Source organism: Cryobacterium sp. TMT4-31 (assembly GCF_004403385.1).
GTDB classification, from domain to species: domain Bacteria; phylum Actinomycetota; class Actinomycetes; order Actinomycetales; family Microbacteriaceae; genus Cryobacterium; species Cryobacterium zongtaii.
This window is the reverse complement of sequence record NZ_SOGI01000074.1, coordinates 243,079-255,510: the sequence shown is the minus strand read 5'-3', so window position 1 is coordinate 255,510 and position 12,432 is coordinate 243,079. Positions and strand designations below refer to the sequence as shown.

The window sequence follows — 12,432 nt, the reverse complement described above, 5'->3', positions numbered from 1 at the left end:
TGGCCGGGCGCGCTCTGGGCGCGAGGTGCGCGCGAGGTGGGCGCGAGGTGGGCGCGAGGTGGGCGACTCGAGGTATGCGGGTAAGGCGCCGTTATGCGGGTGGCATGCCACCCGCATAACGGCGCGGCACCCGCATGACGGCGCGGCACCCGCATGCCGGCGCGGAACCCGCGCGACGGCGCACGCGCCGAGCTCAGGCCGCGGACTTCTCCAGGGCCATCGCGGTGCGAAGCGCCGAGCGGGCGCGGCGGCGGTCGCCCGACGCGTCGTAGGCCAGGCCGAGGCGGAACCAGGCCCGCCAGTCCTGCGGCGCGGCATCCACGGCCTCTTGATACTGCGGGAACTGAGCGTCCGCCGCCTCGCGGTATGGCCGGCCGCTCGGGCGGCTGGGTAGGTCGTTGACCGGCAGGGCACCCTCGGCGTCGAGCTGCTTGACCAGTCGTTCGCACCGGATGCCGAAGCTGATCTCGCGCACCAGCGCCCACGCGCCGATCAGCGGCAGCACGATGAGCGCAACGCCGATGAGGATGCCGACAGGGTCACCGCTCTGCACGAAGAGCACCGCGCGCCAGCCGACGAGCACCAGGTAGAACACGAGCAGGAGTGCCATCACGACGACGGCGATGCGGCCCTTCATTCGCCGGGCTCCATTTCGGCATCCTCGGGGCCCGGCGGTGGCCCAGCAGTCGGCTCGTCCGGCGACCCGGCAGACGCCGCGGCCGGCTCGAGCACCTCACCGGTGAGCCCCAGGTCGATCAGTTGGTCGAGTCCGACGGTCACCCCGACGCAGTCGCGGGCGGCGGCCAGGGCCACCAGGATGCCGCGCTCGTAGGCCTCGGCGGAGAGCGTGTTGTGCGTGATCGTGAGGGTCTCCCCCGAGCCGCCGAAGATCACGTCCTGGCGGGCCAGCACGCCGGCCAAGCGCAGGCTGTGCACCGGCACCGTGGCGACCTGCTGGCCGCGGGCACGCTGGTCGACGTGCGGCGCGGAGACCGGGCCGAGGCCGGCGCGGGCGGCGGCCATCAGCTCGGCGGTGCGCACGGCGGTTCCCGACGGGGAGTCGACCTTGCCGGCCTGGTGCGCCTCGACGAGCTCGATGGAGTCGAAGAATCGGGCGGCGAGGGCCGCGAAGGCCGTGCCGAGCACCGAGCCGAGTGAGAAGTTGGGGATGATCACGACGCCGACATCCGTGCGGCCCTTGAGTTTGTGGCCGAGCGCGTCGATACGGGGCTGGGACCAGCCCGAGGTGCCGACAAGCACCCGGATGCCGTTGTCGATGGCGAAGTCGACCACGCCCTGGCTGACCGCCGGAACGGTGAGGTCGATCGCCACATCCGCGCCGAGCATCTCGGACAGGGCACTGGTGGAATCAAGCCGGGCGACCACGTCGTACCCCGGCGTACTCTCGACCAGGCCGCCGACCAGGCGGCCCATCTTGCCCGTTGCGCCGACGATGGCCACCCGTGTTGTCATGCTGCCAATCTACCAACCGGGGCGGTTGCCCCCGGCACCGAGGCACGTACCCTAGGGGCATGCCTGAATTCACCGCGGTCTCCGTCACGGATGCGGGGTCCATCACCCTGCTCACCCAGTACTTCAGCGATCGCGCGTCCACGTTCCCCTCCGCCGGCGGCTATCGCACCACGTTCCCGGCTCCCGAACAGTTCGTCCCGCCGCGCGGCCAGTTCCTGCTCGTGAGCGAGACCCAGGGGTCGCGCACCTTCGTGGGCTGCGGCGGCATCCGTCGAATCGATGACGGCGCGGATGGTGCGGTGCGGTTCGAGGCGAAACACCTCTGGTTGCAACCGGAGGTGCGCGGCCGCGGCTGGGGCACCCTGCTGCTCGCCGAACTCGAAACCCGGGCCAGGGCGTTCGGGGCCACGGAGCTGGTGCTCGACACTAACTCGAGCCTCGAGGCGGCCGGGGCGCTGTACCAGCGCTCCGGCTATCAGGATGTGCCGCCATACAACGACAACCCGAACGCCACGAACTGGTACCGAAAGGTGCTCGCCCCGACCCCCTGACCCGTCAGTGCTGGCTACTCTCACAGCAGGCGGCGCGGATGCGCGGCAGGAGGAGGTCGGTCGAGATGACGGTCACACGCGACACGCTGACGGGGTTCCTGGCGGGGTTCAACAACCACGACCTGAACGCGAGCATGGGCTATCTCGCCGAAGATTGCGTCTTCTACCCGCCCAGGGGTGCGAAGCCTCGGGGCGATCGTTTCGTGGGCAGGGCCGAGGTGCGGGCGGGGCTCGCCAGCCGATTCGAGGGCATCCCGGACGTGCACTATGGCGACGACCGGCACTGGGTGTGCGGCGATGATCTCGGAGTCTCCGAGTGGACGCTGACCGGCACCTCAGTGTCCGGCCAGCGACTCGAAGTGCGCGGCGTCGACCTGCTCGAATTCGATGCCGCCGGGAAGATCCGCCGCAAGGATTCCTTTTGGAAGATCCTCGACTGAGGCGGTTACCGCCTCGCCCCTAGAACAACAGCGGGTCCGGCAGGCCGGTTCGCAGCTCTACCGGCAGGTGGCCGAGGTCGTTGTGGGTGACCAGCGACCACGGCCGGCCGGGCTTCTGCTGCAGCACGGTGAGGCCGCAGTTGGCCTGGTTGATGCTGATCCAGCGCCAGTCGGGTGCGCCGAGCACCTCGCGGACGAACCAGGCGATCACGAAGTTGTGGGTGATCAGCAGGTCGTGTCGGGGACCCCGGTGCGGATGCAGGAATTCCGCGACTGCGTCCTCCATCTGAGCGCGGCCGGCCTCGATCTGGTCGTCGCTGACCGAGTTGAAGAACGGCGCGTATGCTTTCGGCATCTCCGGCGCCCGGCCGGAGGGAACGCAGTCGAACAACAGCGGCGACGGCTCCGAGGTGAGCGACGGCAGCCGGTCGGCGATGATGGCCGCCGTCTCCGCGGCACGTTGCAGCGGCGAATGCCAGGCGCCGGTGAACGGCACCCCGCCCAGGCGTTCGGCAATGAGGTGCGCCTGACGCTTACCCCGCGGTGACAGCGGGCCGTCCGGCAGGCCGTATTCGGCATCCTGCTGTTCACCGTGTCGCACGAGGTAGAGGTACTGGGGCATCATCGCCCTTTCGGTTGATGTCGTAAGAAGTCGAACGGGGCTCGCCGTGAACAGTTCAGTTCGGCGGGAGGGGCGCCGCCCGGCGGGAAAGCACGGCGTCGAAGGCGTCCTCCTCGAGGGCGCCGACGGCGGCCACGGAGAACGGCCGGGAGACCATGTCGACCGCCAGCTGCTGCACATCGTCCGCGGTGACCAGCGCGAGGCGCCGCAGGGCCTCGTCGAGGTCGACGAACTCGCCCAGCGTGATCTCGGAGCGGCCGAGCCTGGACATCCGGGTGTCGGAGTCTTCGAGGGCCAGGGCGGATGCGCCGGAGAGCTGACCGGAGGCCCGCTTCATCTCGTCGGCGGTCACACCGTGCTCGGCGAGGCGGTGCAGCTCGTCGAGCATGATCTCGGTGACCTGACCGGCCTTGGCCGGGGTGCAGCCGGCGTACATGCCGAAGATGCCGGCGTCAGAGTAGCCGGGCGCGAACGAGTAGACGGAGTAGGCCAGGCCGCGCTTTTCGCGCACCTCCTGGAACAGGCGCGACGACATGCCGCCGCCGAAGATGGAGGTGAGCACATTCATCGCCACGCGGCGGTCGTCGGCGGCCACGAGACCCGGCACGCCGATCAGCAGGTTGGCCTGCTCGAGCGGACGGTGCACGACGCTGATGGGCTGGCCCTGGCTGATCACGGCGGCGGCGCCGGAGCGGCGTCCCACCGGTGCGGCGTACTCGCCCAGGTCCCAACCGGCCTGCAGCAGCGACCGAGTGACGGCGGCCACGAGCACGTCGTGGTCGACGGCGCCGGCAACGGTCACGACCAGGTCTTGCGGGCGGTAGTTGGCCCGGTAGTGCTCCCAGACGGCGTCTCGGGTCGCGGCGCGGATGGTGTCCGGGCTGCCGCCGATGGGTCGGCCCAGCGGATGCGCGCCCATGACGGCCTGGAAGAAGCGTTCGTTGGCGACGTCGGCCGGGTCGTCGTCGGCCATCGCGAGTTCCTCGAGGATGACGCCGCGCTCGGTTTCGAACTCCGCGGGGTCCAGCAGCGACGAGGTGATCATGTCGGTGAGCACCTCCACGGCCATGTGGAGGTCGCGATCCTGCACCTTGGCGTAGTAGCAGGTGTATTCCTTGGCCGTCATGGCGTTGTGTTCGCCACCGACGGCGTCGAACGCGATGGCGATGTCCAGCGCCGAACGCTCTGCGGTTCCCTTGAACAGCAGGTGCTCGAGGAAATGCGTGGAGCCGAAGTGACCGGGCTGTTCGTCGCGGGACCCCACGGCCACCCAGTAGCCGATGGTGAGGCTGCGGCTGCCCGGCACCTGTTCGGTGACGATGCGCACCCCGCTGGGGAGGACGGTGCGCCTGACGAGGGACTCACCAGCGGCCCGAAACGAGAGTTCGGTCAGGTCAAGGGGAAATTCAACGGCACCGTTCATATCCCCTCAACCTTACGACACCGGCGGGACCGGGCCCCGCTGGACGCGGCGGGCCTGGGCGCCGGTCAGGCCGACACCTTGTCGAGGTCGACCATGTCGGCACGGCCCAGCCGAACGGCGGCCGCGGCGACCAGGGCATCCACCTGTTCCGGCCGGCTCGCGCTGGCGACCGGGGCCACGACACCGTCCTTGGCCAGCAGCCAGGCCAGCGCGATCGTCGACGGTGCCACCCCGTGGTCCTCCGCGATGCGTTCGAGCACGCTCAGCACCTTGAGGCCGGCCCGGTTGAGGTAGGCCGATGCGCGGCCGGCCCTGATGGTGTCGGTGAGGTCGGCTTTGGAGTGGTACTTGCCGGTGAGGAAGCCGTGCGCGAGGGCGAAGTACGGCATCACCGCGACACCCTGCGCCCGGCTGACCAGGGCCAGCGACGATTCGAACGAGACCCGGTTCATCAGGTTGTACGGGGTCTCCAGGGCCACGAACCTGGGCAGGCCGTTGGCGGCGAGTACCCGGGCCTCCATCAGGCGCTCCGCTGTGAAGTTGGACGCCGCGAGGTGCCGCACGGTGCCGTTGGCGATGAGCATCTCCATGGCGCCGAGGCTCTCCTCCAGCGGCACGTCGAGGTCGTCGTAGTGGAAGTGCAGAAGGTCGATGTGGTCGGTGCCGAGCCGCTCGAGGGAGGCGTGCACCGCACCGACGATGCTGCGCGGCGAGAGGCCGGGGTTGTCGCGGTTGCGGCCGATCTTGGTGGAGACGATGGTGTCGTCGCGCAGACCGCGGGTGCGCATCCACGACCCGATCAGCACCTCGCTGCGTCCGGCGGCGTAGCTGTCAGCGGTGTCGAGGAAGTTGCCACCGAGTTCCCAGTGCCGGTCGAGGATCGCCATGGCGGTGTCGCCGTCGGTGGTCCAGCCGAAGACGCTGCAGCCCAGCGCCAGCGGGTGCACGGTGAGGTCGGTGTCGCCGATGGTGCGCCGGATGTCCGGGGCGGCTGTGCGGTCGTGGTCGGGCAGCTGAACCGGAGCGGTGTGCTGGACCTCCACCGGGCGGGTTTGCAGGATGAGATCGGCTGTCGTCAGGCTGTCTGGTGTCACCCGCTCCGTTGCTACATGCTCCGTTGCCACATGCCCCGTTGACACACGCCCCGTCGCCACGCTGCCTCTCATGCCTTCACCGCCCCTCGGACGGACCAGCGCGGCTGCCGCGCGGACCCGTGTAAAGCCGAGAATAACCCGATCCGGCCAATCCGCCGGGGGCGCGCGGCAAGCGTTACACAAATGTGCGGCTTTACCCCCCGTTTAGCCGAAAATAGGCCTTCGGTGAGCTCTCTCGAAGGGTCGGGGAGTAGTGTTTCCGGCATGTCCGACTCACCGCTGTACGGCGTCCCGCTCACCCTCATCGACGGCACCCCGACCACGTTCGGCCGGTTCGCCGGCAAGACCGTACTCGTGGTCAACGTGGCATCGAAGTGCGGCTTCACGCCCCAGTATGCCGGCCTGGAGGCGCTCTACCGCCGTTTCGCTGACGACGGCCTGGTGGTGCTCGGGTTGCCGTGCAACCAGTTCATGGGCGAGGAACCCGGCAGCGAAGAGGACATCCAGCAGTTCTGCGAGCTCAACTTCGGGGTCACCTTCCCGCTCACCGCCAAGGTGGATGTGCGCGGCAAGAATCAGCATCCGCTGTACAGTCAGCTCACCGCGTTCCGGAAGGGCATGCTGCCGGGGCTGATCAAGTGGAACTTCGAGAAGTTCCTGGTGAACGGCGACGGCGTGATCGTCGACAGGTTCGCGTCGACGGTGGAACCTGAATCGGCACAGCTCGTCGCCGCGATCGAGAAGGCCCTGGCGCGCGAAGCGGCCTGAGCCACGCCGGTCAGGCGTCCCAGCTGCACACGCAGAGCTCGTTGCCCTCTGGGTCGGCGAGCACCCACCAGTCCGGGGCGTGTTCGTCGGTGAGCAGCACTCCCCCGACGTCGATGATGTCCTGCACCCGGTCCTCACAGTCGGCGACGGGCACGTACACGTCGAGGTGGATGCGGTTGCGCTCGGTGCGTTGGATCTCCATGTGCTGGAACCACACCTTGGGGCCACCGCCGCGAGGATCACGCAGTTCGATGTCGTCCGCGGGACCGGACTCCACATAACCCAGCCCCACCCGCCAGAATGGGCGCACGGCCTCGGCGTCGGTGCAGTCGATGGCCACGTCGGCGCGGCTGGGCACCAGACGGGTGGCGTGCGCCTCCTGCTCGGCGGCGAGTTCCTGGATGCGCAGGGCGAGCCGCAGATCCCGTTGGGTGATGCCACCCACATCGTGGCTCGTGAGCTCGAACTCCACGGACCCGTAACCCAGTTTCACGTCTGGGTGATGATTCTGGGCGTCGGCGTCGGCAGCGACGGCATCCACCAGGTGCACGGCCGCGGCGAAATCGGCCGTGCGGTAGGTGGCATACAGCGTTCCCTCCAGATGCAGGAAATCACCCCCGGAGAGCACCGATCGGGTTTGAGCGGGAGTCAGGGTCTGGCGGGTGTCGTCCATCCGACCACTCTTCCGTGCGGCGTCGGCCCGGTCAACCCTGGGCGAATCGTCGCCTTGCCGCACCCTGACCGGTGCGGACTTCCCGCCCGCGCAGCGAATGTGGGTCACGGTGTGCACTGTGCCCTGTTCAGGGGCCAGCGCGCATGCTACGGTCAGGCAGTATGCACCACTTGGACAGAGTCGATCTCGAGTTGCTCCGTGCGCTGTGCGCCACCCCCGACAGCACCTATGTGGGGCTCGCCAACACGCTCGGGCTCTCCCGCAACACCGTGCAGGCCCGGATGAGCCGGCTCGAGGAGTCCCGGGTGTTTCTCGACTTCGATCGCCGGGTCAGTCCGGCCGTGCTCGGCTATCCGCTGACCGCGTTCATCGAGGTCCACATCGTGCAAAAGCGCGCCGCCGACATCATCGCCGAGCTCAGCCGCATCCCCGAGATCGTGCAGGCGCACGGTATGAGCGGCGCAGCGGATCTGCTGGTGCGGGTGGCCTGCGCCGACTCCGAAGACCTGTTCAGGATCGACCGCACGATCCTCGCCTGCGAGGGCGTCGAACGCACCGAGACCTCCCTCGCGATGGGCGAGCTCATCCCGTATCGCATCGTTCCCCTGCTGGAGCGGGGCGTGCAGCCCAGGTCGGGCTAGCTGCATTCTGCAGACGCGAAAAGGCCCGCCCTGCCGAAGCAGGACGGGCCTTCCGTCTGACCGGCACACCTGGCGAGAGGTGGCCGGCAGAACTAGTGACTAACCTTCGGCCGGAGCTTCGGGTCCCTCGGATGCAGCGTCACGACCGTGCGTGTCGGCTTCATCGGCGAGGACCGGGGCGAGCGAAAGCTTGCCGCGGTCGTCAATCTTGGTGATCTCGACGAGGACCTTCTGGCCCACGCCGAGGACGTCTTCGACGTTCTCCACGCGCTTGCCGCCGGCGAGCTTGCGCACCTCAGAGATGTGCAGCAGGCCGTCCTTGCCCGGGAGGAGCGAGACGAAGGCGCCGAAAGCGGCGATCTTCACGACAGTTCCGAGGAACTGCTCGCCAACCTCGGGGTTGGTGGGGTTCGCGACGGAGTTGACCATGATGCGAGCGGCCTCGGCCGACGGACCATCGACGGCGCCGATGTACACGGTACCGTCTTCCTCGATCGAGATGTCGGCTCCGGTCTCGTCCTGGATCGAGTTGATCATCTTGCCCTTCGGGCCGATGAGCTCGCCGATCTTGTCGACGGGGATCTGCACGCTGATCACGCGGGGCGCGGTCGGTGCCATCTCGTCGGGCTTGTCGATCGCGGCGTTCAGCACGGCGAGGATCGTGGTGCGAGCATCCTTCGCCTGCGTCAGCGCGCCGGCCAGGACCGACGCGGGGATGCCGTCGAGCTTGGTGTCGAGCTGGATCGCGGTGACGAACTCAGCCGTGCCGGCAACCTTGAAGTCCATGTCGCCGAGGGCGTCTTCGGCACCGAGGATGTCGGTCAGAGCCGCGTAGCGGGTCTTGCCGTCGACGGTGTCGGAGATGAGGCCCATCGCGATGCCGGCGACCGGGGCGCGCAGCGGCACTCCGGCGTTCAGCATGGACAGGGTGGAGGCGCAGACGGAACCCATCGAGGTGGATCCGTTGGAGCTGAGCGCCTCGGAGACCTGACGGATGGCGTAGGGGAATTCCTCACGGCTGGGCAGCACGGGAACCAGGGCACGCTCAGCGAGCGCTCCGTGGCCGATCTCGCGACGCTTCGGCGTACCGACCCGACCGGTTTCACCGGTGGAGTAGGGCGGGAAGTTGTAGTTGTGCATGTAACGCTTCTTGGTGACCGGGCTCAGGGAGTCGATGGTCTGCTCGAGCTTGAGCATGTTCAGCGTGGTGACACCCAGGATCTGGGTCTCGCCGCGCTGGAAGATAGCGGAACCGTGCACGCGCGGGATGACCGCAACCTCGGCGTCGAGCGGGCGGATGTCGGCCAGGCCGCGTCCGTCCATGCGAACACCCTCGTTGAGCACGCGTGAGCGCACCACGAGCTTGGTGACGGACTTGTACGCCGCGCCGACCTGGTTGTTGGCGGTTGCGGGCAGCTCGCCGGCTTCGACCTTGGCCGCGATGGCGGTCTTGACGGATGCCTTGAGCACGTCGTCGGCATCCTGACGCGCGATCTTGTCGGCGATGACGTAGACGTCCTTGAGTCCCTCGTAGGCCAGGGCTGCGACGGCGTCGTAGGTCTCCGGGGTGTACGGCGGGAACAGCGGGTAGTTGCCGGTGGGCTTGGAGGCCGCGGCGGCCACCTGCTGCTGGGCGACGATGAGCTGCTTGATGAACGGCTTGGACGCCTCGATGCCCTCGGCGATGACCTCTTCGTTCGGCTTGATGGCGCCGCCCTGGATCAAGGTCCAGGCGTTGTCGGTCGCTTCGGCCTCGATCATCATGATCGCGACGTCTTCGCTGCCATCGGCATCCGTCACAACGCGGCCGGCGACGACCATGCTGAACACGGCCTCTTCAACCTGCGAGTGCTTCGGGAAGGCGACCCACTGGCCGGAGCCGTTGTCGTCGGGGATGAGGGCGACGCGGACGCCACCGATCGGGCCGGAGAACGGCAGGCCGGCGATCTGGGTCGACATGGACGCGGCGTTGATGGCCAGGACGTCGTAGTACTCGTCGGGCGCGATGGCCAGAACGGTGACGACAACCTGGATCTCGTTGCGCAGTCCGTCGACGAACGACGGGCGCAGCGGCCGGTCGATCAGACGGCAGGTGAGGATCGCTTCGGTCGACGGGCGACCTTCGCGGCGGAAGAAGCTGCCCGGGATGCGGCCGGCGGCGTACATGCGCTCTTCGACATCGATGGTCAGCGGGAAGAAGTCGAAGTTGTCCTTCGGCTGCTTGCTGGCGCTCGTGGCGGAGAGAAGCATGGTCTCTTCGTCGATGTAGGCAGCGGCTGAGCCCTGTGCCTGCTGGGCGAGACGCCCGGTTTCGAAACGGATGGTGCGCTTGCCGTACTTGCCGTTGTCAATAACGGTTTCGGCGAACGTGATTTCTGGACCCTCCATATGGGGGTTCTCTCCTTTGTTTAGACTCGTTTGCCCGTGTGGCGCGCGAGTGGGACATCGGAGCAGGAACAGGCAAGACAAGCTGCCGAACATGTGTTGGGCGCTGACCTTGCTGGCCACCAGTAGAAATTCACCAACACGCTCTGTCTCGAGCTGAGCGTTGGGAAACCACCACCGAGGACCAGCGTCCTGCCAGTCTGCTCCGGGTATAACCGATGGATCCGAAGATCCACCTGAACAAGCGTAGCAGAGCGGGGGTTAAACGACAGGGATGCGGGCGTCGAAGACCGGCCCGTCGGCGCAGACCAGCGGCCCCTCGACGCTCGGGTCGGTGCGTACCGGGGCGGCACAGCCGTGGCAGTAGCCGAGCCCGCACGCCATGTGGGCCTCGAGCGAGGCCTGCACGGGTACCCCCCAGTGCGCGCCGAGTTCCGCGGCGAGCCTGGCGAGGACACCGGCGCCGCAGACCATGATCACGTCGGGCGCGGTGCGCTCGGGGGTGGCACCGTCGAAGTGTGCGCGGAGGCTGTTCTGCAGTGTGAGCAGGTCGCTGGAGCCGTCGTCGTCGGTGGCCTCGATGATGCGGACGCCCAGCTCGGCGCAGTCGGCGCGGCCGAGCAGCTGCTCGGCGCTGCGTCCGCTGAGCACCATGGTGGTGCGGATGCCCGTTGTGCGGGCGTCCTCCGCGGCGCCCATCACGCCGCAGATGCCCACGCCCCGGCCGATCAGCAAGGCGGAGCGGGTGCCGCTGTCGAATTCGAAGCCGCGACCGAGCGGACCGGTGATCTGCAGGGTCCCGCCGACGGGAACGGCGGCCAGAGCGCGGGTGCCGCGGCCCACGACGCCGTAGATCATTTCCACGGTGCCGGGCCGGTCGGCGGTCGCCGGTCGGCGGCGATGGATGGCCATGGGGCGGGGCAGCAGAATCGTGTCGCCGGCGTGCGGCGGCACCGTGATCATGAGGAACTGTCCGGCCAGCGCGGTGTGGGCGATGGTGCTGCTGGCCACGACAAGGCGGCGGTAGCGCTCCCCCACCGGCTCGTGCACGAGCACCTCGGCGTCGTCCCAGACCGGTTGTGGGCGCGGCACGGTCTGGCGCGGCCGCACCGAGACCAGGCCGTCGAGCGCCTCGGCATCCGCCTCGGCGAACGCCCGCGCCCGTGCTGCCGCCTCGCGGCTCTGGCGGTACGCCTCCCGCCGGTCGAGCTCGTCGACGCCGTGCTGAGCCTGTCGAAGTAGACCTGGCGACGGGGCGCCTTCCGAGGCCAGGCTCGCGTCAGCGCTCATCAGGACACCTCCAACTCGAGCAACTCGCGAATACTGCCGACCCCGGCGTCCTGACACCGCTGCCGCAACCCCCGCGCCACCTCCACCGCCGCGAACGGCCGGGCGAAGCTGGCGGTGCCCACCTGCACGGCGCTGGCTCCCACCGAGAAGTAGTCCAGGGCGTCGTCAACGGTCTGCACTCCACCGCAGGCGATCACCGGGATCTGCACCGCCCGGGAGGCCAGCCAGACCAGCCGCAGCACGATCGGTTTGATCGACGGCCCGGACAATCCGCCGATGACGTTGCCGAGAATCGGACGGCGGGTGAGGGCATCCAGCGGCATCGCCGGAATGGAGTTGGCCACGCAGACGGCGTCGGCGCCGGCCTCCTCGGCGGCGCGGGCACAGTCTGCGATCGAGGCCACCAGCACCGGCAGCTTCACGATGATCGGCTTGACGGTGACGAGGCGCACGGCGGCGACCACCTCGCGGATGGCCGCCGGATCCGAGCCGATGTCGGTGCCGTCCCGGTCGAGGTTGGGGCACGACACATTCAGTTCGAAGGCGGCGCCGTTCTCGCCCAGGGCCGCGACGACCGGGGCGTACTCGCTCGGCCGGTGGCCTCCGACGCTGATGATGGTGGGCACGTCGAGGGCCGCGTAGCGCGGATGAAGTGAGGCCAGGTAGCCGGCCGGGCCATGGCTGGGGATGCCGACACTGTTGACCATGCCCGCGGGAATCTCGGTGAGCCTGTGCACGGGGTTGCCGCCGCGGGCCGAGCCGAAGACGGTCTTGGTGACGGTGGCGCCGAGTTCGGTGACCGGGATGAGCGCGCCCAGTTCCGGGCCGAAGCAGCCGGAGGCCGGCATCACCGGGGTGCGCAGCGTGAGGCTGCCGATCCGAACGGAGAGGTCCACGGCCGGGGTTCCCGGCGGGTCGAGCAGGTCGGGATCGGCCGCGAAAAATGCGGCGCGGGCATCCGGGAAAACGGTGCCGTCGAGAAGGGCGACCATGAAAGACCTGTCTGTCTGCGCGGTTGTCACGGCTTCCGTCTCTGCGGAAGCACTCTCTCCAGCGCACTGCGCTCCAGTCT

The 12,432-nt window shown here is 68.6% G+C and carries 13 protein-coding genes; 4 read left to right on the top strand and 9 right to left on the bottom strand.

Features of this window, described 5'->3' with window-relative positions; all coding sequences use genetic code 11:
- Positions 1–193: 193 nt before the first annotated feature.
- Both E3T19_RS18815 and dapB read right to left on the bottom strand, forming a co-directional pair.
- Positions 194–637: a tetratricopeptide repeat protein gene (locus E3T19_RS18815; RefSeq protein ID WP_088455710.1), complete on the bottom strand. Its 444-nt coding sequence runs from the start codon at positions 635–637 to the stop codon at positions 194–196.
- Complete coding sequence (dapB, locus tag E3T19_RS18810; RefSeq protein WP_134409565.1) at positions 634–1,473, bottom strand: 4-hydroxy-tetrahydrodipicolinate reductase; 840 nt, start codon at positions 1,471–1,473, stop codon at positions 634–636. The genes E3T19_RS18815 and dapB overlap by 4 nt, the downstream gene beginning before the upstream one ends.
- 59 nt (positions 1,474–1,532) lie before the next feature.
- On the opposite strand from dapB, the gene E3T19_RS18805 reads away from it, so the two are divergent.
- Together E3T19_RS18805 and E3T19_RS18800 are read left to right on the top strand one after the other, a co-directional pair.
- A complete protein-coding gene (locus E3T19_RS18805) occupies positions 1,533–2,024 on the top strand; it encodes a GNAT family N-acetyltransferase (protein ID WP_103459440.1) in 492 nt (163 codons plus the stop codon).
- A gap of 38 nt (positions 2,025–2,062) precedes the next feature.
- Positions 2,063–2,464, top strand: a complete 402-nt coding sequence (locus tag E3T19_RS18800) for a nuclear transport factor 2 family protein (protein WP_198418805.1) — start codon at positions 2,063–2,065, stop codon at positions 2,462–2,464.
- Positions 2,465–2,483: 19 nt separating this feature from the next.
- Here the strand turns inward: E3T19_RS18800 and E3T19_RS18795 are convergent, their stop codons facing one another.
- From E3T19_RS18795 to E3T19_RS18785, 3 genes are all read right to left on the bottom strand, one after another.
- The gene (locus E3T19_RS18795) at positions 2,484–3,086 is read right to left on the bottom strand and encodes a histidine phosphatase family protein (RefSeq protein WP_088457927.1); all 603 of its coding nucleotides are present in this window, start codon (positions 3,084–3,086) and stop codon (positions 2,484–2,486) included.
- 55 nt (positions 3,087–3,141) lie between these two features.
- Positions 3,142–4,509: a pitrilysin family protein gene (locus E3T19_RS18790; protein WP_103459442.1), complete on the bottom strand. Its 1,368-nt coding sequence runs from the start codon at positions 4,507–4,509 to the stop codon at positions 3,142–3,144.
- 65 nt (positions 4,510–4,574) lie between these two features.
- Entirely contained in the window at positions 4,575–5,603 is a 1,029-nt protein-coding gene (locus tag E3T19_RS18785) for an aldo/keto reductase (RefSeq protein WP_241980351.1), read from the bottom strand.
- A gap of 264 nt (positions 5,604–5,867) precedes the next feature.
- Here E3T19_RS18785 and E3T19_RS18780 point away from each other — a divergent pair, with 264 nt between their 5' ends.
- Positions 5,868–6,371, top strand: a complete 504-nt coding sequence (locus E3T19_RS18780; RefSeq protein ID WP_088455704.1) for a glutathione peroxidase — start codon at positions 5,868–5,870, stop codon at positions 6,369–6,371.
- Between the two features lie 10 nt (positions 6,372–6,381).
- Here E3T19_RS18780 and E3T19_RS18775 read toward each other — a convergent pair whose 3' ends face one another.
- Positions 6,382–7,044, bottom strand: a complete 663-nt coding sequence (locus tag E3T19_RS18775) for a VOC family protein (RefSeq protein WP_134409563.1) — start codon at positions 7,042–7,044, stop codon at positions 6,382–6,384.
- Between the two features lie 161 nt (positions 7,045–7,205).
- Between E3T19_RS18775 and E3T19_RS18770 the strand changes: the two genes are divergently transcribed.
- A complete protein-coding gene (locus tag E3T19_RS18770; protein WP_088455702.1) occupies positions 7,206–7,685 on the top strand; it encodes an Lrp/AsnC family transcriptional regulator in 480 nt (159 codons plus the stop codon).
- A 99-nt stretch (positions 7,686–7,784) separates the two neighbouring features.
- Here the strand turns inward: E3T19_RS18770 and E3T19_RS18765 are convergent, their stop codons facing one another.
- The 3 genes from E3T19_RS18765 to E3T19_RS18755 all read right to left on the bottom strand — a co-directional run bounded on the left by E3T19_RS18765 (position 7,785) and on the right by E3T19_RS18755 (position 12,382).
- Positions 7,785–10,073 carry a polyribonucleotide nucleotidyltransferase gene (locus tag E3T19_RS18765; protein WP_088455701.1) on the bottom strand — a complete coding sequence of 763 codons (2,289 nt, stop codon included), beginning with the start codon at positions 10,071–10,073 and terminating at the stop codon, positions 7,785–7,787.
- Between the two features lie 258 nt (positions 10,074–10,331).
- Positions 10,332–11,360: a dihydroorotate oxidase electron transfer subunit gene (locus tag E3T19_RS18760; RefSeq protein WP_134409562.1), complete on the bottom strand. Its 1,029-nt coding sequence runs from the start codon at positions 11,358–11,360 to the stop codon at positions 10,332–10,334.
- Positions 11,360–12,382: a dihydroorotate dehydrogenase gene (locus tag E3T19_RS18755; protein ID WP_198418804.1), complete on the bottom strand. Its 1,023-nt coding sequence runs from the start codon at positions 12,380–12,382 to the stop codon at positions 11,360–11,362. Before E3T19_RS18755 ends, E3T19_RS18760 begins: the two co-directional genes overlap by 1 nt.
- Between the last annotated feature and the right edge of the window lie 50 nt (positions 12,383–12,432).

Coding starts and splice junctions, on each gene's coding strand:
- E3T19_RS18790 (WP_103459442.1), bottom strand. CDS start 4,509: ATGAACGGTGCCGTTGAATTTCCCCTTGACCTGACCGAACTCTCGTTT.
- E3T19_RS18780 (WP_088455704.1), top strand. CDS start 5,868: ATGTCCGACTCACCGCTGTACGGCGTCCCGCTCACCCTCATCGACGGC.
- E3T19_RS18800 (WP_198418805.1), top strand. CDS start 2,063: ATGCGCGGCAGGAGGAGGTCGGTCGAGATGACGGTCACACGCGACACG.
- E3T19_RS18805 (WP_103459440.1), top strand. CDS start 1,533: ATGCCTGAATTCACCGCGGTCTCCGTCACGGATGCGGGGTCCATCACC.
- E3T19_RS18770 (WP_088455702.1), top strand. CDS start 7,206: ATGCACCACTTGGACAGAGTCGATCTCGAGTTGCTCCGTGCGCTGTGC.
- E3T19_RS18765 (WP_088455701.1), bottom strand. CDS start 10,073: ATGGAGGGTCCAGAAATCACGTTCGCCGAAACCGTTATTGACAACGGC.
- E3T19_RS18775 (WP_134409563.1), bottom strand. CDS start 7,044: ATGGACGACACCCGCCAGACCCTGACTCCCGCTCAAACCCGATCGGTG.
- E3T19_RS18815 (WP_088455710.1), bottom strand. CDS start 637: ATGAAGGGCCGCATCGCCGTCGTCGTGATGGCACTCCTGCTCGTGTTC.
- E3T19_RS18760 (WP_134409562.1), bottom strand. CDS start 11,360: ATGAGCGCTGACGCGAGCCTGGCCTCGGAAGGCGCCCCGTCGCCAGGT.
- dapB (WP_134409565.1), bottom strand. CDS start 1,473: ATGACAACACGGGTGGCCATCGTCGGCGCAACGGGCAAGATGGGCCGC.
- E3T19_RS18795 (WP_088457927.1), bottom strand. CDS start 3,086: ATGCCCCAGTACCTCTACCTCGTGCGACACGGTGAACAGCAGGATGCC.